At 39.8% G+C, this 23,179-nt stretch carries 20 protein-coding genes; 10 read left to right on the forward strand and 10 right to left on the reverse strand.

The window, feature by feature from the left end:
- Nucleotides 1-19: 19 nt before the first annotated feature.
- From AAC000_RS03250 to AAC000_RS03260, 3 genes are all read right to left on the reverse strand, one after another.
- A complete protein-coding gene (locus AAC000_RS03250) occupies nucleotides 20-298 on the reverse strand; it encodes a hypothetical protein (RefSeq protein ID WP_339720060.1) in 279 nt (92 codons plus the stop codon).
- Nucleotides 299-318: 20 nt separating this feature from the next.
- The gene (locus tag AAC000_RS03255; RefSeq protein WP_339720062.1) at nucleotides 319-843 is read right to left on the reverse strand and encodes a GNAT family N-acetyltransferase; all 525 of its coding nucleotides are present in this window, start codon (nucleotides 841-843) and stop codon (nucleotides 319-321) included.
- Nucleotides 844-1,052: 209 nt separating this feature from the next.
- On the reverse strand, nucleotides 1,053-2,456 hold the full coding sequence (locus AAC000_RS03260) for an MBL fold metallo-hydrolase (protein WP_339720064.1): 1,404 nt from the start codon (nucleotides 2,454-2,456) through the stop codon (nucleotides 1,053-1,055).
- A 217-nt stretch (nucleotides 2,457-2,673) separates the two neighbouring features.
- Between AAC000_RS03260 and AAC000_RS03265 the strand changes: the two genes are divergently transcribed.
- The 8 genes from AAC000_RS03265 (at nucleotide 2,674) to AAC000_RS03300 (ending at nucleotide 14,308) form a co-directional block, all read left to right on the forward strand.
- Nucleotides 2,674-3,822, forward strand: coding sequence for an ATP-dependent 6-phosphofructokinase (locus AAC000_RS03265; protein WP_339720066.1), 1,149 nt, complete (start codon nucleotides 2,674-2,676; stop codon nucleotides 3,820-3,822).
- 158 nt (nucleotides 3,823-3,980) lie between these two features.
- Complete coding sequence (locus AAC000_RS03270) at nucleotides 3,981-5,369, forward strand: CorA family divalent cation transporter (protein ID WP_339720068.1); 1,389 nt, start codon at nucleotides 3,981-3,983, stop codon at nucleotides 5,367-5,369.
- Between the two features lie 53 nt (nucleotides 5,370-5,422).
- Nucleotides 5,423-6,802 carry a class II fumarate hydratase gene (locus tag AAC000_RS03275; protein WP_339720070.1) on the forward strand — a complete coding sequence of 460 codons (1,380 nt, stop codon included), beginning with the start codon at nucleotides 5,423-5,425 and terminating at the stop codon, nucleotides 6,800-6,802.
- Nucleotides 6,803-6,902: 100 nt separating this feature from the next.
- Nucleotides 6,903-7,922 (forward strand): sodium:calcium antiporter, encoded by a 1,020-nt coding sequence (locus tag AAC000_RS03280; protein WP_339720072.1) that lies wholly within the window; start codon nucleotides 6,903-6,905, stop codon nucleotides 7,920-7,922.
- A gap of 484 nt (nucleotides 7,923-8,406) precedes the next feature.
- Nucleotides 8,407-10,017: a hypothetical protein gene (locus tag AAC000_RS03285; RefSeq protein WP_339720074.1), complete on the forward strand. Its 1,611-nt coding sequence runs from the start codon at nucleotides 8,407-8,409 to the stop codon at nucleotides 10,015-10,017.
- A gap of 11 nt (nucleotides 10,018-10,028) precedes the next feature.
- Complete coding sequence (locus tag AAC000_RS03290) at nucleotides 10,029-11,717, forward strand: phosphoethanolamine--lipid A transferase (protein WP_339720075.1); 1,689 nt, start codon at nucleotides 10,029-10,031, stop codon at nucleotides 11,715-11,717.
- Nucleotides 11,717-12,082, forward strand: a complete 366-nt coding sequence (locus AAC000_RS03295; RefSeq protein WP_339720077.1) for a diacylglycerol kinase — start codon at nucleotides 11,717-11,719, stop codon at nucleotides 12,080-12,082. Before AAC000_RS03290 ends, AAC000_RS03295 begins: the two co-directional genes overlap by 1 nt.
- 261 nt (nucleotides 12,083-12,343) lie before the next feature.
- Nucleotides 12,344-14,308, forward strand: a complete 1,965-nt coding sequence (locus AAC000_RS03300; protein ID WP_339720079.1) for an LTA synthase family protein — start codon at nucleotides 12,344-12,346, stop codon at nucleotides 14,306-14,308.
- Between the two features lie 173 nt (nucleotides 14,309-14,481).
- Here the strand turns inward: AAC000_RS03300 and AAC000_RS03305 are convergent, their stop codons facing one another.
- The 4 genes from AAC000_RS03305 to AAC000_RS03320 are packed head-to-tail and all read right to left on the reverse strand — an operon-like array spanning nucleotide 14,482 to nucleotide 19,530.
- On the reverse strand, nucleotides 14,482-14,838 hold the full coding sequence (locus AAC000_RS03305; RefSeq protein ID WP_339720080.1) for a rhodanese-like domain-containing protein: 357 nt from the start codon (nucleotides 14,836-14,838) through the stop codon (nucleotides 14,482-14,484).
- A gap of 28 nt (nucleotides 14,839-14,866) precedes the next feature.
- On the reverse strand, nucleotides 14,867-15,916 hold the full coding sequence (locus tag AAC000_RS03310) for an efflux RND transporter periplasmic adaptor subunit (protein WP_339720081.1): 1,050 nt from the start codon (nucleotides 15,914-15,916) through the stop codon (nucleotides 14,867-14,869).
- Nucleotides 15,913-19,221, reverse strand: coding sequence for an efflux RND transporter permease subunit (locus AAC000_RS03315; protein WP_339720082.1), 3,309 nt, complete (start codon nucleotides 19,219-19,221; stop codon nucleotides 15,913-15,915). Before AAC000_RS03315 ends, AAC000_RS03310 begins: the two co-directional genes overlap by 4 nt.
- Before the next feature lie 9 nt (nucleotides 19,222-19,230).
- The gene (locus tag AAC000_RS03320; protein WP_339720084.1) at nucleotides 19,231-19,530 is read right to left on the reverse strand and encodes a metalloregulator ArsR/SmtB family transcription factor; all 300 of its coding nucleotides are present in this window, start codon (nucleotides 19,528-19,530) and stop codon (nucleotides 19,231-19,233) included.
- 97 nt (nucleotides 19,531-19,627) lie between these two features.
- On the opposite strand from AAC000_RS03320, the gene AAC000_RS03325 reads away from it, so the two are divergent.
- On the forward strand, nucleotides 19,628-19,816 hold the full coding sequence (locus AAC000_RS03325) for a DUF2892 domain-containing protein (protein WP_339720086.1): 189 nt from the start codon (nucleotides 19,628-19,630) through the stop codon (nucleotides 19,814-19,816).
- Nucleotides 19,817-19,865: 49 nt separating this feature from the next.
- On the opposite strand, the gene AAC000_RS03330 is transcribed toward AAC000_RS03325, so the two are convergent.
- The 3 genes from AAC000_RS03330 to AAC000_RS03340 form a co-directional block, all read right to left on the reverse strand.
- Nucleotides 19,866-20,432: a cytochrome b gene (locus AAC000_RS03330; RefSeq protein WP_339720088.1), complete on the reverse strand. Its 567-nt coding sequence runs from the start codon at nucleotides 20,430-20,432 to the stop codon at nucleotides 19,866-19,868.
- 20 nt (nucleotides 20,433-20,452) lie between these two features.
- Nucleotides 20,453-20,878, reverse strand: a complete 426-nt coding sequence (locus AAC000_RS03335) for a universal stress protein (RefSeq protein WP_339720090.1) — start codon at nucleotides 20,876-20,878, stop codon at nucleotides 20,453-20,455.
- A 123-nt stretch (nucleotides 20,879-21,001) separates the two neighbouring features.
- A complete protein-coding gene (locus tag AAC000_RS03340) occupies nucleotides 21,002-21,766 on the reverse strand; it encodes a helix-turn-helix domain-containing protein (protein WP_339720092.1) in 765 nt (254 codons plus the stop codon).
- Nucleotides 21,767-21,985: 219 nt separating this feature from the next.
- On the opposite strand from AAC000_RS03340, the gene AAC000_RS03345 reads away from it, so the two are divergent.
- Nucleotides 21,986-23,179 (forward strand): PAS domain S-box protein, encoded by a 1,194-nt coding sequence (locus AAC000_RS03345; protein ID WP_339720094.1) that lies wholly within the window; start codon nucleotides 21,986-21,988, stop codon nucleotides 23,177-23,179.

Consider the following 23,179-nt stretch of genomic DNA (forward strand, 5'->3'; position numbering starts at 1 on the left):
TGTCTAGCCTTTAAAAATCCTAAAGGGTTTTGCGAATTCGTTGAAAACTTTTGATTAATTCTTCGCCCAATAATTTAGCGGCTGCAGACACATCCTCTGATGCTCCTTTGGCTTCTTTACTCACCTGCCCTGCCTTAGATTTGAAATGCTCCCATTGCTTATCCACTTTTTGCCATTCGTCTTTTGCATCAGCCTTTAGTAAATGTGCTTTAAGCACTATCTCGTCTCTTTCCTGCTTAGCTTGTTCAAGCATTTTTTCGACTTCTTTTTTTGCACTTTGCGCTATTTCGTTTTTCATAATATTGCCTTAGGTTTATGTTACAGAGCCAATGAATAAATAACTTGATGGGGATCCTCAGGGTCCCTCCTTGCCAGCATTCCTAGTTCTTTTGACAACCCATGCATATGTGGATTTTCTGCCAGCTCTACAGAATATAAAGTCTTGATCCCGTGACTTTTGGCGTAGGACATCAACTGCTTTATGAGCAGTTTGCCCAACCCTTTGTGTTGCCATTTATCTGCTATTGTCAGAGCCATCTCATGAATATCTGGGGCGTCACTTATAGCATAGCGGCAAACACCAATTTCAATTTCTTTACCATTCACTTCTTCAGTGGCAATGAATGCCATTGAATCCTTGCCATCAATATCACAGAAGCTTTTTAATACTTTATCTGATACGTTTTTAATCGCACCAAAAAATCGATAATGTTTAGTCTCTGGGGATAGGCGATCGATGAAGTCGCGTTCAAGGGGCATATCTTGAAGGTTAATAGGACGAATGGTTATCGGTATGCCATCCAATTCAAATTCACTATCATTCTTCGCTTTTTCTGTTTGCATTCGATGAGACCTCTAAAATTGTAGATTCGCATACATGGCGCTATTACAAAGGGGTTTAAGTATTAAACTTTGGTATCTTTGTAGTTTGCCAGTATAAGTTTTTCAGATGCAGCAGCGTTGACCTAAATCAAACTTTCATTGCAAAGACACTTCAGTAACAAAGGTATCATTGAGCTGTACCTTGTCTCTTCTGTTGTAAGCTGTTTAAGCTAAATTGCGATACAATGACCTACCGCTGGAATGTCGGTGGCAATCTGTTTTTCTTTCCATAACCTTTGTGATAGCGCCTCTAATGCTTCTGGATCACCGTGCACCAAAACAACTCTTGCTGAAGAATTAAAGTTCGCAACCCAATCTATGAGCTCTTGTTGCCCGGCATGGGCGGAAAACCCTCCTAAAGTTTCAATTTGGGATTTCACAGAATAACTCTCATTGAACATTTTAATCGTCTCTTTGCCATCAACCAATAAGCGACCTAAGGTACCTTTAGCTTGAAAACCACAAAATATAATGGTGTTACGTCGATCCCAAATGCGTTGTTTAAAGTGATGTCGAATACGACCACCAGTACACATTCCGCTGCCAGCTATAATGAGCGCGCCCTTGCTTATATTGTTTATTGCCATGGAATTTTCAGTGGTAATCGACAAAAATAAACGAGGGATAAAATCCCTAATAATAGAATGTGCTGCTGGTGTCACCTCTTCTATTTCGCGGTTATCAAGAGACTTAAACCAGCGGTCATATACTTTGGTTACTTCTATTGCCATGGGGCTATCGAGTATCACTTGCCAATTATCTAACAAACCTTCCCGATGCAACTGACCTAGATAAAACAGTAATTCTTGGGTACGCCCCACTGCAAAGGCTGGGATCATGATATTTCCCCCGCGGGTTTGTGTCTCAGCTAATATCTCTTTTAACTGAGTTACAGTGTCTTCGATAGGGCGATGGTTGCGATCACCATAGGTGCCTTCCATTAAAACCAAATCAGCCTTAGTTAGTAGGGTTGGAGCATTCATTAACACGGCATTTTTATTACCTAAATCTCCAGAAAAAACGACTGTCTTATGTTTACCTTTATCATTAAATGAAAGTTCAATTATCGCTGAGCCTAAAATATGCCCTGCATCGTAAAATTTCACATTGGCGCTGCGGGATATCGCAAACTCAGTTTTGTAATTATGGGTTTGGCATAAAGACAGGGTTTTTAAAACGTCTTCTTTAGTATATTCAGGCTCTAGAGTGGGTTTTCCTTTACGTGCCCTGCGGCGGTTTTCATGTTGTAAGTCACCTAAATAAATATTCACGGAATCTAATAACATGACACCTAATAAATCCGCAGTAGCGTCTGCGCAGTGAATTGGACCGTTATAACCGTCATGTACGAGTTTGGGTAACATGCCACTGTGATCTAAGTGGGCGTGGGATAGGATGACGGCATCGATTGTGTTGGGATCAAAAAGAAATGTTTCTTTTGGCTCCCTTTCTACTGGATTACCTCCTTGATGCATTCCACAATCAAATAAGATACGCCCAAATGCTGGCGCCTCAAACATATGACATGATCCAGTGACTTCTTGTGCAGCTCCTAAAAATTTTACTGTCGCCATAGTGTATTAGCTAAATAGTGAGTATGAGACCTATTGCAGCACAAAAATGTGTGATTCAAGTTGATCTGAGTCAACACTAAGGGCGACATTCGTTTAATTGACTTTTAGGCTCTATTCATAGAATCAGAATGGAACAAGCTTGATCACTATCAATGTAGCGGACTTAGTTTTTCTTATAGTGTTTTAGATTATTCGTAATAAAAGTAAGAGTCACTCTATGAAAACAAAAGCATTACGTATTGGTGTAATGACTGGGGGCGGAGATTGTCCTGGTCTAAACGCTGCGATTCGTGCAGTTTCTAAAAGTTTGATGATAAATTGTTCGGCACAAATTGTTGGGATCCAAGATGGTTTTTTAGGGCTGATTGAATCCAGAGTGACGCCCTTAAATTATGCTGATTGTAGTGGTATTTTATCTACTGGTGGAACAATATTGGGTACCAATAATAGTGCTAATCCTTTTAATTTTAAGGGCGAAGACCTATCCGCCAAGGTAATGGATTATTACTTTAGTTTAGAGTTAGATGGAATTGTTGTAATAGGAGGTGATGGCAGCCTTTCTATTGCTTATGAATTGTCGAAATTGGGTATGAATATAGTAGGTATTCCCAAGACTATCGACAATGACCTTATGGGAACAGATCGCACTTTTGGCTTTGATACCGCTATTGGCATAGTGACTGACGCACTTGATAGACTGCGCACCACAGGACAATCTCACAAAAGAGTGATGATACTAGAAACCATGGGAAGATATGCTGGGTGGATTGCGTTACATGCCGGTATAGCAGGTGGTGCTGATGTTATTCTGATACCAGAGTTTGATTATGATATTGATGTTGTCGCCAAAGCCTGCATGATGCGTATGAGTGACCAGCACTATTCAATAGTTGTAGTGGCAGAAGGCGCCAAACCAATAGGGGGAGAACTAACCGTTCGCGAAACTAAGGAATTCAGTACAGATCCAATCAGACTAGGAGGGATTGCTAATATTTTAAAATTGCAACTTGAACCCAAAATAGATGCTGAGATCCGCGCCACCACCTTAGGGTATATACAAAGGGGCGGCACTCCATCTGCATTTGATCGCATTTTTGCGACGAATCTAGGCTGTTATGCTGCCTCACTTGTAGCAAACAAACAATTTGGTACCGTTGTGGTATTAAAAGACAATCAACTATCTTGTACCTCTCTTAAGCAAGTGGCCAATAAAAGTAAACTTGTGACCACTGAAACCCCTGAATTAGCCAGCGCATTATCAATGGGTATATGTTTTGGAAATACTCACTTGAGCGCAAAGCTACCCAATCTAAAACAAAAAGTTAGTGGCGGTGGAGATGCTCATTGGCCAAGGGCCAAAGCATAAGCCTTAGACTGACTTCGCCACAAAAAGACATTAAATAGGTTTAGCTTTAAAAACCTATGTTGAATTGCTAACCCATTCTATATATTGGTGGTATGCCAGCACGCCAATGTGTTTAGGCTATTATGGAATGCAGTGACTTCCAACAAGGGGGACTTATTTTGAAAAATTTAGTCTACAAGCAATTGATTGAACGTTATTTGAATGATGCTGTACTCGGTTTTTTCGCTCTGCTGTCACTGTTTTTATTTATTGCGCCTCTTGTTTTTGAATTTAATGAATTTGCGAATGTGTTTGTAGCGGCTTTAGAAGCCGCCATAGTGTTGTTGTTTGTATTTGAATATGTCAGTGCTTTATTGTTGAGTCATAATAAACGGGAATTTTTAATCGATCCCAGGCGCCTTATTGATATATTCATTATCGTCAGTGCACTGATTGCCTTTATTCCATTTGTACCTGATATTCTTAGACATTCACCTGTCCTTAGACTGTTGCGAGTTGGCCGCATAGCCTTGTTAGGCGCAAGATCAAGTTTTGCTCTTAAATATGACAACACTAACAAAGAGGATATCTCTAATAAGGCAACTGTCGATCTAAAAATACTGATACTGGGCTCATCAGGTACACAATTTGAATCGATTAGCTGGGAACTAGGACTCAAGCGTATAAGTAATGGGGAACCAGACTGGCTTTTTATTTCAGGCCTAGATGAATCGAGGCTCACGGCTATCACTGAAGCGTTACGCGTACCCGAAACTGCTGTTAAAGGACTGTTTCAGTCGACCAGTCCAGGCTTTGATACCCTTGCCCACTTCTCAACTTTCTTTGTTCGTTATCCCTTGCAGATGGCCGTTGGAGGACGCTTGCTGCGCACTCCAATATTACTGGTTGGTACGGCAGAAAATGTTGTGGTCTTGAGTCGCGATCACACAGACTTAGAGAAGAAGGTTCAATTGCGACTCGCTAGCATTGACGCTAACACACCAAAAATGGTGCGTGCCACCCTTGCCTTAGTCAGCGAAATCATGTCGGCTTATACTCATGTAGCTGAAACTATCGAAGTGTCACTAACAGAACTCGAAATGGTTCAGAGCAAATTAGGTGATGAAGTGTTTTTAGCCCGTACATTTACTCTTAGAGCGGATATTTTAAAAGCCCGGGCCAGCCTGAAACATCTTAAAAGTGTGATCAGGGATTTATTTAGTGGCAAAGTGATGATTGCCGGTTCAAGTGCTAGTGATAGAGATCCCTTCCGCTTTCTAGCTGATGATGCCAATGACCTGTATGAAGATATAGATGAGTTACGTGAATCACTGCAAGGTTTAGTTGACCTTAGGCTTAACGTTTCCTCATTTCAAATGAACCGTGTCATGCGCTTACTTGCTTTGCTTACGGCATTGGCGTTGCTACCTGCCACTGTGGGTGGTTTACTGGGTATGAATATCACCGATGCTCCTTGGCCGGGTACTTTGGCCCAGATAGCTTTTGGAGTAGGTGTGGGCATGTCGTTGAGCTTGTATATTTTCGCTATCAAAGGTTGGTTACGGTGAGATTTTTTCGGCTAGCGGCAGTATTTTTAAGGACATAGAATTGAGGTAAATTCATGCATACAATTAAACCCCCTAACTCTGATAACCTAAAACCTGTTCGTAAGATTTTATATGGTGCTGAAACCGCCAAAGCTGTGGCGAATTTTACGATTAGCGGTACTAAGATGCCCCGAGCGTTTCTTTGGGCACTAGGCACGCTAAAAGGTGCCGCCGCACTTGCCAATATGCAGCTTGGATTGCTTGACGCCAACAAAGCCAAGGCTATTCAGGATGCCGCACAAAGTGTGGCTAATGGCTTTTATGATGAACAATTTCCAGTTGATGTTTTTCAAACAGGTTCTGGCACTAGCACCAATATGAACGCCAATGAAGTGATCAGCTCCCTTGTTAGTTTACAAACCGAAGGGCAAATTAGTGTGCATCCTTTGGATGACGTAAATTTGGGGCAAAGCTCTAATGACGTTATACCTTCATGTATTCATTTTAGCGCTGCAACCTTAATATACAAAGAACTGTTACCTGCCCTGCTACACCTAAGTCACACTTTGGATGAGAAAGCTAAAGCACATCTCAATACCATCAAAACAGGTAGAACTCACCTTATGGACGCGATGCCGCTAAGTTTCTCCCAGGAAGTCAGTGCTTGGCGTGAACAAATTGAATTCGCCCACAGCCAACTCCAACACAGTTTACAAGGTTTGTGTAAGCTTGCTATTGGAGGCACAGCGGTAGGAACTGGAATTAACACCCACCCTAAGTTTGCTGCTGTTGTGACTCGATTATTATCTGAAAACAGTGAGCTAACCTTTACACCGGCCGACAATTATTTTCGTGGCATTAGTGCCCAAGATATAGCCGTTAACGTAAGTGGGAACCTTAAAACTGCGGCGGTTAGTTTGAGTAAAATCAGCAATGATATTCGTTGGCTTAGTAGTGGTCCATTAAATGGCCTAAATGAAATACACTTACCCGAACTTCAAAAAGGTAGCAGTATCATGCCTGGGAAAGTCAATCCTGTGATACCTGAAGCGATATTAATGGCCTGTACCCAAGTGATCGGCAATGACACCACTGTCACCTTGGCAGGTCAATCAGGAAATTTTCAGTTGAACACTATGTTGCCTCTTATTGGGCACACATTAGTGCAAAGTATTCAATTATTGACTAACAGCAGCACTGCACTTGCAGATAAAGTAATAAAAGGCATGGAAGTAAACCAGGCAAAAATCAAACAAAATATACTGCGAAACCCTATATTAGCCACGGCATTAACCAGTATCATTGGTTACGACAAAAGTGCAGAGATTGCCAAAAAAGCCTATGCAGAAAGTAGAACCGTACTAGATGTTGCCAAAGAATTGACTAATATGAGTGAAACCGAGCTGATTGCTAAGTTAGATCCTAAAACCATGATAGGCCATTCAAACAGCTAAACCCCCTGATTATGCCCTAAAAGGAATAACTTTTGACAACTGTCAATTTGGTATCCGATACCAAAGCAACCCACAAAAACCAATATCAATAAGGAGCCCAGTGTTAGCTGAACTCGCCACTCTTATATTTTTCATGGCTATTGCTACAGCCGTAGTATGGAAAGCATGCAACTACTTAGAAGACGCGTGCCACGAGCTTTCACTGTATTATGGGCTCCCAGATTCGGTTAAAGGTTCTACCGTGATGGCGATCAGTTCAAGTTTTCCAGAATTGGTCACTATTATTCTTGCCGCAGGTATTCATAGAGACTTTGAGCTAGGTTTGGCAACCATTATTGGTTCCGCAGTATTCAATATTTTGGTTATTCCAGCAGCATCCGTTCTATTCCGCAAAGGTACTCTTCACGCTGGTCGAGACGTAATTTTTCGAGAAGCGCAGTTTTACCTTATTAGTGTACTGATTGTGATATTGATGCTGTCATTTGCGGTGATTTACCACCCGGTGCCAGGCAATCCTATGAGCGGAACTTTAACTATATCAATGATGATTTTGCCGCTATTGTTTTATTCACTGTACATCTACATCCAATATCAAGAAGTCCACGACCACAAATCAGATAATAGAGATCTTGAAACTACAGTAATTAGGAGTTGGGGTAAGCTTATAGTTTCCATGTTGTTGGTAACATTTGCAGTAGAAGTATTGATCCAAATGGTTATCAAGCTTGGCGAGATGTTCAGTACACCAAGCTATTTTTGGGGCGCAACAATCTTGGCCGCAGCGACCAGCATCCCTGACCTTTTTGTGAGTGTTAAAGCAGCAAAACGAAAACTTAGTACCGCAAGTCTTACCAATGCTTTTGGCAGTAATATCTTTGACTTGTTAGTGGTGTTACCTGCCGGTGTCATTGTTGCTGGTGCGGTGGGCTTCCATTATCCTAGGATAATGCCAATGATGATGTTCCTATTATTCGCTACTGTGGCATTTTTGGTGTTGGCCCGCAGTGGTTCCGAGTTGACCAATAATAATGGTAAAGTTTTACTGTTTCTCTATGGTGGATTTATTGTTTGGATGGGAATTGCTTACATAGGCTCTGGTACGCCAATCAGCGCCAGTTAATAACCTTTAAAAATGACTAAGTGAATGTGCTGACTATTTCAATAATGGCTTCTAAGTGAGACCATTATCTAAATTATGAAATCAGCAAATCTTAATTTTTGTAGATTTGAATTCCACAAAGAAGAAGCTTAAAAGTTTGGTAATCTAATTTAGGTTTTATTGTGACAACACTGGGGCTGTATTATCAATAGAATTGGAGCAAGACGAAACAATAACCTTCAAAATTCTGATATGAAATGTAGCTCACCTAGAACCAGCAAAAACCTGTTTAACATAAAGCATGTATTAACTGCCTCCCCCCCCTACGCCGATGTTTCAGTATAAATAATCTTAAGATAACAACGCTAAAATAACCGCTTGTCTTTTGGGTATTCTCAACATTGATACTTAATCATGAAATATTAAGCTGATAACTACCAGTTTGGGCTAAGCCTATCTTAAGTTTACTTTATTAACATAGAGACACTTATTAATAGGTGTTTTTATGACATTAAACTTTAGCTATATTTTTGCTATCAGCCTTGTTCTTATGTTTATATTTTCTAATGCTCGGGCTGACCAAGACCCAAATTGTAATCAGCTAGAAAACGTTGAATTTGTCACTCACGACATTTTTAACCTTACCGATAGCGACACTATATTTCTGCACCATTGGGCTAACTTACTGCATATTAAAACCAAACAAAAAACCCTTATAAATGAGTCCGCATTTTTCTTAAAAAAATGCCAAACCCTAGAAGAGGATTTACAAGAACTCGAGCGCCATCTGCGTAACGAAAAATACATAAGAGACGCTTTAGTCTCATCAAACAAAAGTCACAAAATTGATGTGCAAACTTGGGATAATTGGTCATTGTTACCCACAGCAGATTTCGCCAGAAAGGGGGGTAAAAATAGATTCGCCATAGGTATCAGAGATAGAAATTTACTAGGGTTAGGCATCGATACTGAAATCGAATATTTTAGTAACGAACAACGCACTGGATACAAGTTAAAGACTCAATTTCCACTGTATTTAAAGAATAATATTAATGCCAATATTCGCCTGACTAACAATGATGATGGCTCATCTGAAGCGGTATTTTTACAAAAGAAGTTTGTCAGTTTTGACACCAAAAACGCATATAAAATTGGTTTTAATAACTTTAATCAAATCGATACCGCATATGACAATGGTGTTGTTAACAAGCAGTATATTCATTTACAAAATTACCTCACTGCTCATTGGGAATGGCTAGATCAAAATTCAGAATCAGCGGTCTTAAGATTTGGCATAGGCTATACAGGAGAAAAACACGCTTTTTCTAATTCTGATGAGTTTGAGTTAACTCCCATAACTTCAAGCACAGTTTTACCGACAAATCGCAGCTTCAGTTACCCTTTTGTTTCCTTAGAGTACATACAAAAAGAATATAGAAAACTCACAAACCTAAATGTCATTAATCAGATTGAAGACTTTAACCTTGGTTGGAGCCTAGCTGCTGAGATAGGGTCTGACTTCAGCAACAAACAGGCTTCACCCGCACTAATTTGGCAGTCGCATTTATTAAGAGGTTATGCCGTATTTGATGACGCCTATTTGTTTTTTGATGCCTCATTTGAAGGAGAGTTTTATACTAATAACGAGAACAAAAACAGACTTCTACTTAACATTAAGAGCGAGTATTTCTATAAGTTTAATGATACTTGGGCTTCATATTTTAAGAATACAAATCAATTCAGTGAAAACCAATTTTTAGACTCTCCCGTTGTTTTAGGCGGTGAGTCCGGTGTTAGAGGATTTCCGTTGCAGTATAGACACGGCAAACATAGCACCCAATTTACATTTGAAGCCCGTTACTACCCGCACTTTAACATTTACAAACTACTCGAATTAGGTGCTGCTGCGTTTATAGATTCTGGCCGAGTGTTTGGTCAATCTGAACAATCTATCAGTGATACAAGCTGGATGACGTCTGTTGGTATAGGAGCGCGCTTTTTCTCCCCCCACTCTAGCGAAGCTAATGTCATACACCTAGATATTATCAAACCAATTTCTTCTGCTGCCAACGTCAATAGCGTTGAATTTCGCATTACTTCCAAACACTCTTTTTAAGGCTATATGACATGAAGAAATTTATACTGTTTTTAAAAAAATTAACCCTGACAACTAGTCAATTAGTGTTTTTTACTTGTTGTTATATCGCATTAATATTGAATTTACCTTTCTTGTTGAAAACCGCAGATGTGATTGTAGCCCTTGATAACTACAATGTGTTGTTTTTACTGTCTCTGCCTATTTTTCTATTATCTCTCACCATTATTGTGCAAAGTGTTTTTTCATTTAGGTGGGTAACTAAACCTATTCTTATTGTTACAGTGATTTGCTCTTCTTTGGTGTTTTACACGACCATTTCTTATGGTTTAGTGTTTGATTATGGCATGGTGCAAAACACACTTGAAACAGACTCTGCAGAAGCGCTTTCCTACATTAACCTTCACGCAGTGTTATTTTTTGTTGTCTTTGGGATTATTCCATCCATAGGCATATATGCGGTGCAACTGCGTTATCAACCTTTTTTAAAAGAGTTATTGAGTCGCCTAAAATTGATTGGCGTAAACCTTGTTATGGTGGCGTTGATTGGTGTTTCTTTCTATTCTAATTACGTCTCTGTTGGCAGAAGCAATAAAGCACTCATAGGTTATATTACCCCCTATAAAATGTTTGACTCTTCATACAAATTTTTACGGAATCAGTATTTTACGCCTCCTTTAGAATTTGAAGTCTTAGATACAAAACCCACTATTGAGCGTGATACTACCAGAAAACATGTAACTGTTATGGTGCTTGGTGAGACTGCAAGAGCACAAAGCTTTTCGCTAAATGGTTATGGTAAGCCAACTAATCAATACACTGAAAAGCAACAGGTAGTGTCGTTTTCGAACATGCATTCTTGCGGCACAGCTACAGCAGTTTCTGTACCTTGTATGTTTTCGCGATTAAATAAAGAAGATTATGACAAACGTATAGCTATCGCCCAACAAAACGTGGTTGATTTGATTCGTTTAGCTGGGGCTGACGTTTTATGGATAAGTAACAATAATGGTAGCTGCAAAGGTGTCTGCAGCCGTGTTAACACACAAAAAGTGGATATCAGCCCTATCAATCCGTTATGTAATGGAGAGTATTGTTATGACGAGGTGCTTTTGGATCCAATGCGGATGAAACTTAATCACCTGACCCATGAAAACACCCTGATTGTTTTGCATATGATTGGATCCCATGGACCTAGCTACTTTATGCGTTACCCAGATAATAAAAAACTGTTTACTCCTGATTGCCATAGAAGTGACATACAAAATTGTTCGCAACAACAATTAATAAATACTTACGACAATACTATTGCCTATACAGATTATGTACTGGCAGAAATTATCAGTGAATTATCAGACTTAGCTGAAAAACAAGATGTGGAAACCTCCATGTTATATATATCAGATCATGGTGAGTCCTTAGGTGAAAGTGGTATTTATTTACATGGTTTACCTTATACATTTGCGCCTGAAGAACAGACCCATGTGCCCATGATTTATTGGACAGATGCGAAACAAACTGACTTTAATCTGACCTGCCTTAAAGATTCTGCCAACGCGTATATCAGTCATGACAATATTTTCGATACTTTACTTAGTATTATGTCGGTAAGAACAAACGCTTACGAAACAGCGAATGATGCATTTATTCATTGTAAATCCCTAAGTGCCATTGCTCGCACTACAAATTCACCTGAACTAGAATTGGAGATAATAAACTAGTGTTTGACAACATAAATAAGCCTAAAGGCATACAAAGAATTTACCTAGCGTCCCTTAATTCCCTTCGAGCATTCAGATGGTTATACACTAACGAATCAGCTTTTAGACAAGAACTGCTTCTTTTGATATTTGTCATACCAACAAGCTTTGTGTTTGACATTAGTATCAAAGAACAGCTGATACTCATTTTAGCGATAATATTTATTCTGTTTACAGAAATCATTAATACTGCAATAGAGGCAGTAGTCGACAGAGTAGGATTAGACATTCACCCTTTATCTGGATTGGCAAAAGATTTAGGCTCTGCAGCTGTGTTAGTGAGTCTAATAGTGGCTGGCAGTGTTTGGTTAGTCATTTTGCTATAAACAATGACTTACTGCTTTCCCAAGATGAATGAGCCTAGAATGTGTATAGGTGTCACTAAATTCTGAAGTTTTGCTGCATGAGTGACGCTTCGACTGTCGATTTAGTAAGCTTGCAGTAGGCAACAGTTTTATGAATATTTGTTGTTTAGTTATATCGCTGTATATTTTTCACCATTTTTTGTTCGTTTCAGTTTAACTTAAGCCATTCTTAAGGTTCGATTGTTAGTCTAAACATTGTTTTTATTAGAGATTTTAATAGCGATGTTTACTGCTGTACGTTATTTATTACGTCCTTTTGTGTTATTTTCATTACTACTCTTAGTGACACTTTTACTGTCTCGAATGGGATTAGGTATATGGCAATTAGATAGATTCAAGGCATTACCAAGTACAGCAACGTTATTGTTTAATGGACTAAGAATTGATTTAAGTACAATAGGTTATTTACTACTTTTACCCGCAATATTACATCCATGGTTTATGGGTTCCCGACATGCCATTCTATGGTTAAAGACATTAAAGTTTTTGTTCTTTACGGCTTTTATTGCCGTGCTCTTCTTTGAACTGGCTACGCCTGCATTTATCAATGAATACGGATTTCGTCCCAATAGATTATTTATTGAATATTTAGCCTATCCAAATGAAGTGATGAAGATGTTATGCAATGGGCATTTGCTTACATTAATATTGGTCATATCATTTCTTATCGCCATCGGTAAAATGTGTTGGCCCTTGTTAGATAGAGTTATAGGATTACAAAAAACTAGGCATCGCCCTGCCCCAATGGCTACAGCGTTGTCATGGGTAATGATGGTGTTAGTCTTTCTTATATGTGCAAGAGGCACCCTAGGGCATCGACCCATTAACCCCGCATTAGTGTATTTTTCAACCGACCCTTTAGTGAATTCATTAACCTTAAATTCAATTTATAGTGTGGCACATGCCTATAAGCAGTTTGGCAATGAAAAAAATGCCGCCAAACTTTATGGCAAAATGGATGACAAGCAGGTTATTCGATTAATTCAACAAAAAACAGGTTTAGACCAAGGGGTATTCCAGGATAATACGCGCCCCTCTTTCTCTTCTCGTCAGCCGGTTTATACAGGTAAACCTAAAAATTTGGTGATTATTCTCGAAGAAAGTCTTGGTGCACAATTTGTTTCTTCATTAGGAGGGCTGCCATTAACGCCTGAATTGGATAAGATAAATAATCAAGGTTGGGCTTTTAAGCGTTTGTATGCCACCGGCACACGCTCTGTCAGAGGCATCGAGGCCGTAATTACTGGATTCACGCCAACACCTGCAAGAGCAGTGGTAAAACTAGATAAATCTCAGCGTAACTTCTTTACCATTGCTAGTTTGTTAAAAGACAACGGTTATACAACGCAATTTATCTATGGTGGAGAAAGTCACTTTGATAATATGAAAAGTTTCTTCTTGGGAAATGGATTTACGGATATTGTGGATTTTAAGGATATTGCTAGCCCCAAGTTTGTGGCGTCATGGGGTGCCTGTGATGGGGACTTATTTAATCAAGCCGATAGTGAATTGAGCAAACTCCATAACACCAATAAACCATTCTTAAGTTTTATTTTTTCCTCTAGTAATCATGATCCTTTTGAAATACCAGAGGGCATTATAACCCCCATTGAATATTCGGATGCACAATTGTCACTATATGACGAAAAAGAACGCATGCGCCATAAAGCAATTCAATATGCAGACTACGCCTTAGGCAAGTTTATTGATAAAGCGAAAACTCGCCCCTATTGGAAAGATACCTTATTCTTAGTGGTAGCTGATCATGATGCAAGAGCCTTAGGCAGTGAGCTTGTGCCAATCAAAAATTTTCACATTCCCGGTGTTATCTTAAATTCATCAAAGGGATACTTCTCTGATGAAAGGATTATTAGCCAGATTGATTTGGCGCCAACACTACTTTCACAAATGGGGATCACCAATAACTCCCCTATGTTAGGGCACGATTTGAATGACAGTAACGCTTCCGGCCGCGCCATGATGCAATACGCTGCAAACTTTGCCTATATGCAAGGTAGTGAAGTCACCATCTTGCAGCCGCAAAAATCCGCAATCAATTTTACCTATAATTTCAACGATAAGACTATGGTATCGACACAATCTAACCCTGTGTTAACTGATACAGCCTTAGCTCATGCTCTGTGGGGAAGTTTGGCCTACGAAAAAGCTTGGTATAGGTATAAATAATCTCAGTTAGGTTGGCTATCAGACTATATTTTTTATGGCTAAATCGCAAAGTTGTGCATTATATTGTATTGCAGCAGGAGTAGAGCATAGTAATAAAGACAATAAAATGAGTATGCAGCTGGGGCAAATTTTATGGCGCTAGTAGCGCCTGCATACTCTTCAAGGATAAAGACTCATTCACAATACTGATGAATTTTATGTACTTCATCCATTTTACAACTGACTACACTGACATTTGTATAGCCAATTCTGGCTAATTGCTCTGCTGCCAACGCGGCTCTTAGCGATGAGGCACAATGTAAATATATAGGGCGTTCGGGATCTTTTTCTATTTCTAACATTTTCATTTCAAGTACGCCTCTGGGAATGTTGATTGCGCCAACAGCGGGAGAGGCTAAATGTTCTGCAGACTCGCGCACATCAATCAGTAAACCTTTATTTTGACTCATTTGTTGTGCGGCAGTTTTAGCCGTTACAAGTTGAACATTTTGGGTGGCAAGTTGCATTAATTGTGGAAGTGTTTTTAACATTTTAAATTCCTAAAGGTTTATAGTTTATTTACTTAGTGCGAAGTACCAAAGTGTCACCAGAATTAAGTCCTGAAACAATTTCAACCTGACCAAGTTGTGTTTTGCCTAAACGCACAAAACGACGGTTTATATGGTCATCTTTTACTAGCCAAACCATATCAAGTTGTCCATAACTGTTAACATACTCTAATGGGATCGCTAATACATCTTCGTTGCCCTCTTCGATTAACATTCGGGCAAACATGCCAGGCTTTAATTGCGGATCAAATTCAATGCCAGCTTTAACTAAAAATGACCGTGCATTGGGATCAGCAGCAGGCACAATTTCTACTATGGTAGCGCCAATATTTTTACCGATAGAATCAATTTTGACCTTGATGTTTCGACCAACCTGCAAATGTGTCGCCAATGATTCACGCACGTCAGCTTCGATCTGCAAAGTCAGTGGGTCATATAAGGATAAAAGTAACTGCCCAGGAGACGCCATATTGCCAGGCTCGGCAGATCTTTCGACTACTACGCCTGAAAAAGGCGCAGTGATAACACTATATTCAAGGGCCGTTTGTGCCGCTTGTTTGCGCTGCTTCGCTGCAACAACCTCTGAGTCATAGCGACGAAAAGCTGCGACTGCATTATCCAACACACTTTGTGAAACTAAGCCTTTATCTTTAAGGGTTTGGGTTCTCTCAAAAGTTTCTTGAGCTTCAGTTAACGAAGCCTGAGCCGCATCTTCCATCGCTACAGCTTGAGCCAATTGCGCTTTTAGTCCTGCACTTTCAAGGGTAACCAGCAACTGATCTTTGACTACACTGTCCCCTGCCCTTACATGGATATTTTTAATCCGAGCCAAAATTTGACTCGATACCAGTGTGGCTTCTCTGGCTTTAATACCAGCAGGGATAGATTCCACTTTTGGCTGAGTACTGGGATTAACCTTATAACTAGTGACAACTTTATCCTTAGGGGGCACTAACAACTCGGGCGCTACTTGGTTAGTAAATACCCCAGCCATCCACGCCACAACCAGCAATAACCCCAATACTGTTAGTACAGGGATAGCCCATTTTCTAATGCTCATAATCTGTGTTCCTCTAAGGGTTCTAAGGGGGTATCTTCAAACACTAGGTAATACACCATAGGTACTACAAAGAGTGAAAAAAGTGTCGATGCAATGATGCCAAAAATAATAGCTAGAGCTAGACCACTAAATACAGGATCTAAGGTAATCACTAAGTTACCTAACATAGTGGTGCCAGCAGTAAGTAATACCGGTCTCATGCGCACCTCTCCAGCGGCTAGAAGTGCTTGTTTAATATTCATTCCTTTGTCTCTGGCTAAGGTGATAAACTCCACTAAAATCAATGAGTTCCTGACTACTATACCTGCCAATGCAATCATGCCTATCATAGCGGTCGCAGTAAATAAAATCGGATCGGGCGCGCCTGCTATGCTCCTTTCACCAAATTGATTCAGCAACCAAAATCCTGGCATGATGCCAATAATAGTGAGTGGGATTGCAGACATAATAATTAATGCTAACGCCGAGCTCGAGGTTTGCAATTTAAGCAGAAAAAATATCGCTACTAACGCAAAGGCAAACGCGATACCCATATCTCTAAACACATCAATTGTGATTTTCCACTCACCTTCACCAGAAAATGAATAAGACGTGCCTTCGGGTAATTGCCATGACGCCCCACCACCGGCTTGTAAATACGTTCTATTCTCCCACTCAGTTGTTTTAACTGAAGGGTTATCAGTATCAGAGTCAAGATCAGCGCTTAGGTCTGAAATCACTTCTGCTGGTGTGCGTCCTGATAACTCAGCAGTTACATAAATAACAGGCACCAAATCCTTATGTAAAATAGGTTGCGAAACTTGAGTTTGTTGCCACTGTCCCAATTCAGCCAGACTCACCAATGATTGTGGTGATGACTCTAGTCCAAGCCCGTTGTTTTGTTGTGCGATACCATTTTGCCCCAACACCTGAAGACCCAAAATGTCAGTTAATGATTGCCTATTTTCATAGTGTAATTTGACTTCTATAGGCACTGGCGTTGCGTCACTTTCCACTTGATAGGTGCCAGCTCTTTTAGAGGCAACCGCCACGCCTAAAGCATTATTAATATCGACTGTGGAAATACCAGACAATGCGGCCTTTTGTTTATCGGTGACAAAACGCCAAATTTGTTGCTCACTGTTAATTGTGGAGTCCACTTCTACTACATGGGCTTCTGCTTTAAGACGTGCCATCAAACCAAGCGCTGCGTCTTGATGTACTTGTGGACTTACAAAAGGTTCAGCATAGATTTCGGCAACAAAAGTACTTAATACTGGGGGGCCAGGTGGTACTTCAATGACTTTTATGGATAGATGTGCTTGTTGTAAGCTTGCTAACTGCTCTCTGAGTCGTAACACAATCCCATGGGATTGATGCTCACGCAGGGTTTTGTCCAACAAAGTCACCCGTAGTTCTGCAAGATTAGGCGCTTGACGTAAATAGTGTTGGCGCACCATACCATTAAAATCAATGGGTGACGGTTGACCAATGTAACTGGCAATCGCTTTCACCTCTGGCATTAACTTCACGGTTTCAATCACGTCTTCCACTGTTGCCGCAGTCTTTTCAAGTGATGTACCCTCAGGCATATCAATTAAAACCTGTAACTCATTTTTATTATCAAAAGGTAGCAGTTTTAGGGGTACGCTTCGCATCAGTGGCAAAGCACAGGAAATGATAAATAACACTAACACTAGCCATAAACCTAATTTGCTTCTGCCTTTTTGGGCGATGAGCGGATTTAACAACCGCGAATATAGGCCTTGTTTATTATCATCAATAGGCTCATTTGACGGTTTTAACAGTTTAGCCGCTAACCAAGGTGTGATTGCAAAGGCAACAAAGGTAGAAATCACTACACTTACAGGGACATTAAACGCCATAGGCGCCATATAGGGCCCCATCATGCCGGTGATAAACGCCAGCGGCACAAACGCCAAAATAATTGTAATAGTCGACATGATAAGTGCTGGGCGAATTTCTGACATTGCTTCAATGATATTGGCTTTTTTTGAGGTGTTTTTATTACCCAAAAACCGCGTGATATTATCAATGCCAGTAATAGGATCGTCCACTAATAAACCTAGTGATAGAATTAACGCAAATAGTGTCACCCTATTGATAGTGTAACCAAACGCAAAGTCCAACATCAAAGTCAATCCGTAACAAATGGGTACCGCTAAGGCCACTACTATGGCTTGACGCCAACCTAAAAATACACCAATAAATACCACTACAGTAAACACCGCAAATGCCAAACTTGAGGTCAAGTTATTCACTTTCTCATTTGCTGTTTGACCATAATTTCTAAGGTATTCGTAGCGCACTTCCTTAGGTAATAATTGGGTTTCTAATTCTGCCATTTTTGCCAAAACATCATTGGCCACTGTTACTGCATTACTGCCTTTTTGTTTAGCCACACTGATAGTGACCATAGGGTATTTATCTTTAAGTGTACTCTTGGCAGCACTAGCAAACTCTAACCATTGATAACTTGTTGGCTCTGATGGGCCATCGCTGATTGTTGCTATATCTTTAAGCAGCACCATTTTGCCATTGATGACATTGACCACAATATTATTCAATGCCTGTAAATCGCGAATAACATCACCAGACTCAAGTACTATTGTCTCTTGTCCTAAGGACACCTCGCCATGTCTAGCAAGCTGATTAGATAACGCCAGTGCGTCTACTACATTCATGACACTGGTTTGACGCGCCGCAAGGGCCTGTAGGTCGAGCTGAACTTGGATCTGCCTCGAACGGCCACCTACTATATTCACTTCGCTGGTATTGGGCAGGCTTTGAATAACAGTAGAGACTTCTTGAGCCATTCTACGTAGTTCATAATCAGAATAGAGATCTGCTGCTGTGCTATACAAGCCCACAGTTAATATCGCCACATCGTCTACTTCAATAGGTTTAACAATCCAGTTTTCTGCCACCTCTGGAATATTGTCTTGATTAGAGTGAAGTTTATTGTAGGTATTAAGTAAAGCACGCTCTCTGTCTTGGCCTACTTCAAATCGCAGCGTGACACTTAACCCACCGTCATGGGAAGCAGAGTAAATATGTTCAATGCCAGGGACTTGTTTGATGAGTTTTTCAAGAGGTACGGTAACTTGTCGCTCTACCTGACGGGCAGATAAATTAGGCACGTCCACCCACACATCAATCATAGGTACAACAATTTGAGGCTCTTCTTCACGTGGTGTATAAGTCAGGGCAATTGCCCCTAAAAATATCGCCATAATGAAAATAAATTGGGGAAACCCGCCATTTAACGAATATGCGACTAGTCTGTCTATTGGATGTTGTTTCATTTCATTCAACTACTTTGCATTACAGAAAAATTCATACATTTTCTCAATGATTTGTTTCACTTTGACATCTGTTACTGAGTAATAAATAGTTTGTGCGTCGCGTCTAGTGGCTACCATCTCAGCCTTTCTCAGTGCTGCTAAATGCTGTGATAATGCTGATTGAGTAAGTGGAACAGCCTGGTTTAATTCGGTTACCGAGCACTCTTTGTCTATTAAGCTACATAAAATCATTAACCTGTTTTTATTGGCTATCATCTTTAAAAATGATTCTGCCTCAGATGCATTGGCTTTTATTTGATCTAGATCCAACTTTAGACACTCCGATTTAATTGACACTTGCTATATTATAAACATTATATTAGATTTGTCTAATATTAGAATATTCTAATGTAACGAGAGGTTTAAAATGAACGTTAATCAAGCATTAAGATTAATCGCTGGGATCATGATTTTGATTTCGTTGGCTTTGACATACTTTGTACATGCAAACTGGGTGTTTTTTACACTATTTATTGCAGCAAATTTAATTCAGTCAGCGTTTACAAAATGGTGCCCAATGATGACAATACTCAGAAAGTCAGGTCTACAGGATTAGACTGCAAGTGCTTTCGAATGGGGATCACGCAACTGTGATCCCACTTATTCTAGTCTGTCTTAGAAAGAAATTTTGGTAGCATCCGTGTTAGAGTATTATCCCGTTGTACATAATGATGAAACATCCCTGCAAGCATATGTATCCCAATAAGGTAATATCCCACAGTTCCTGCTGTCTTATGCACTTCCTCTATCGTTTCAGCTAAAGGTTTATTTTCGGTTATTAAACTGGGCAAGTTTAAACCCCAAAAAGGGATTGTTTTTCCTTCACCACTTAAGATTAACCATCCTGCTATGGGCATTGCAATCATTAAAAGATACAAGGCTAAGTGCATCACTTTAGAGGAAAAGTGCTGCCATCTTGGTATGGCTGGCGTGATCTCAGGGGTTGGACTAAACCACCTAGCAATAAGTCTTATCCATACCAAGGTGAACACAGTTAGCCCAAGCATAAAATGCCACGTTTTAAGGGTTTCTCTAGGCACACTACCTTTAGGGTAAAGTTCCCTTAGTTCAATGCAGCTATATACGGCCACAAGCAATAAGAACATTACCCAGTGCATCACGATTGATAAGGTAGCATAGCGTTGTTGATTGTTATGAATCGGTCTTAACATTTTAAATTTTGCCCAATTGTTTAAAGGATCCGCACCGCTAAGACATCTTGTTTTGCACCGTGCAACACTGAATTAGCTGTCGACCCCAACAAAAGTTTAATACCGCTACGGCCATGCGTGCCTATTACAATAAGATCCGCATGAATTTCATCCGCTAATGTATGAATTTCTTCTGCAGTATTACCAATAGGTAAATAAACTTGTTTAATCGGGATAGTATGTTTGCTGGCAATCTCTTCTAAACACTTTTTTGCCTGCTTGTGTATTTCAGCAACATAGTCACCCCCCACTTCATTGATATAAGGTTGAAAATAAGTGGTAGGCAAAGTCACAAAGACAAGATTCAGATGACTGGCTTCAGGGGCAATACTTAACGCTCTTTTCAGTACTTGGTCATACTCAGAATAAATATCAATGGCCACTAATATTTGTTGATACATTTTCATATAAAGCCTTCCTAAAAGTGACGTACACTTTTTTATGGTTTATTCGTAAACTTGTAGAGAATGGATTGGCTAAAAAGGCGCATTCAAGAGTTTTAAATTCCCTCCAAACACCCACTTTTCGCATCAATTCATGGTCTGCTTAGATTTTTTCAAACGAGACCGATTGTCAGCAGTGTTGGCACAAACATCTATTGAAACGCACTGGTTTAATGCAGCAAAGTCGAGAATAGTTAAAAAGCGTTGCTGTACCGCAATAAGTTGTCTTTCTTGAAAACTAGCAAAAATGCGACTTACGGTTTCAATTGCCATTCCTAAATAACTGGCAATATCGGTACGTGTCATGCTGAGAATAAACTCACCTCCAGAGAGGCCCCTTTCAGAAAAACCAATGGATAAATCCAGCAAAAATCTAGCGACTTTTTGTTCACTAGAACATGTGCTCAGACACATCATCATGGCACTGTCACTGGTTAAACTATGGCTCATTGATTGCAATAAACCATCGCGGAAACCTTTATTGGTGCTTAACAGACTATTGACTTGAGATGTGTTGATAAGACATACACTACTCGTTTCAAGAAAGCGCACACTTTGTGTCTGCATACCCACATCAAAGCCATCCATTCCTATCATATCCCCTGGATAGTAAAATTTAGTGATATGTTCTTCACCTTCTCTGGAAGTAATAAATGCCTTAGCACTACCCGATCGCAAAATATATACCCCTTCAAAAACATCGCCAGCAGAAAAAAGACTATCTCTACGCTGGAAAATTCGATGTGAATGACCTTGAATGAGGTTGTTGTCTTTGTAAGTTCTAGCCATAAAGGTGTCTAGAAGTGCAGTTTCATTGTAATAGTCATTTTTCTGTAGATTTACACTTTTCATACTATTAATGCCTCGTTAACGCTGGGGTAGCAACTGACATACAGCATAATTGTCGAGCTGACGCTTTCACTTCTTGATTAAATACTATACCTTAACTAACAGTGCGCTCTATCCGAATTGTCGCGTAAATTGTTTCGGTAACTACCTATATTTCAATGCAGTTTTAAACACGGATACAGTGTTACTTCGGGAATAGTTGTATTAAATAGGAAACATCTAATGTCAGAAGCTGACAATTCAAACCCGGGGCAGATTTTGTTGAATACTATTGGCTGTAAAGAGACCATTAAAGATGCTAACGAAAGGCTTATTGCATTGCTTAATGCCGCGGTTGATGGTCTTATCATTATTGATAAAAAGGGCAATATTGAGCTATTTAATAGCGCAGCCCAGAAAATGTTTATGTATAGCAGCCAAGAAGTATTGGGCAAAAATATAAAGATGTTAATGCCTGCGCCATTTAGTCGCGAACATGACAGTTACCTTTCCTCTTATTTGTCCTCAGGGCAACCCAAAATTATTGGCAAAGGTAGAAAAGTAAAAGGTAAAAAATCCAACGGTGACGAATTCCCCATATTTCTCAGTGTAGGAGAAGTGAAAGATTCTAGTCACACCCAGTTTGTTGGCATTATTCGAGATATTTCAGAGCAGGAGCAAGACCGAATTGAGGCTCAAGAAAATAGAAACCGTTTATCTCATGCGTCGAGATTAAGTTCTATGGGAGAACTTGCAGCGGGTATTGCCCATGAAATGAACCAACCACTTACTGCCATATCCAGTTATGCCCAAGCGTCTAAGCGACTTTTGCAATCAACCTCAGAAAATAATATAGAAAAAGTAGCAGCTGCACTGGATAAAATCTGCGACCAAGCCATTCGCGCCAGTGACGTTATTGATAGACTCAGAAATTTTGTTAAAAAACGAGTCGCCCAACGTGAATATGTTGAACTCAATGTGTTAATAATAAAGACAGTCAATTTAGCTAAAGTAGATACACGTATTCTCGACCACAAAGTAATACTAGAATTAGAACAAGTTAAAAAGCCAAAATTGTTAGTGGATCCTGTACAAATTCAGCAGGTGTTATTGAATCTTATCCGTAATGGAATTGATTCAATGGAGCATATAAAAGGCGCCCCACTCATTATCAAAAGCCAATGGATATCAAACGAACTGATTGAAGTTTCGGTTAAAGACTGTGGACTTGGAATGGATGCGCAAACTAGTGGCAGTATTTTTAGTCCCTTTTTCACCACCAAACAATCTGGCATGGGAATGGGGTTGTCAGTGAGTCAAACCATTATTCATTCACATGGCGGCAGGATCTATTTTGACACTAATCAACCATCTGGATGTATATTTTCCTTTAATTTACCTGCAACCGCCATTAACCATGAAGATATAGAGAAATAA

This window comes from uncultured Paraglaciecola sp. (assembly GCF_963977085.1).
Classification (GTDB): Bacteria; Pseudomonadota; Gammaproteobacteria; order Enterobacterales; family Alteromonadaceae; genus Paraglaciecola.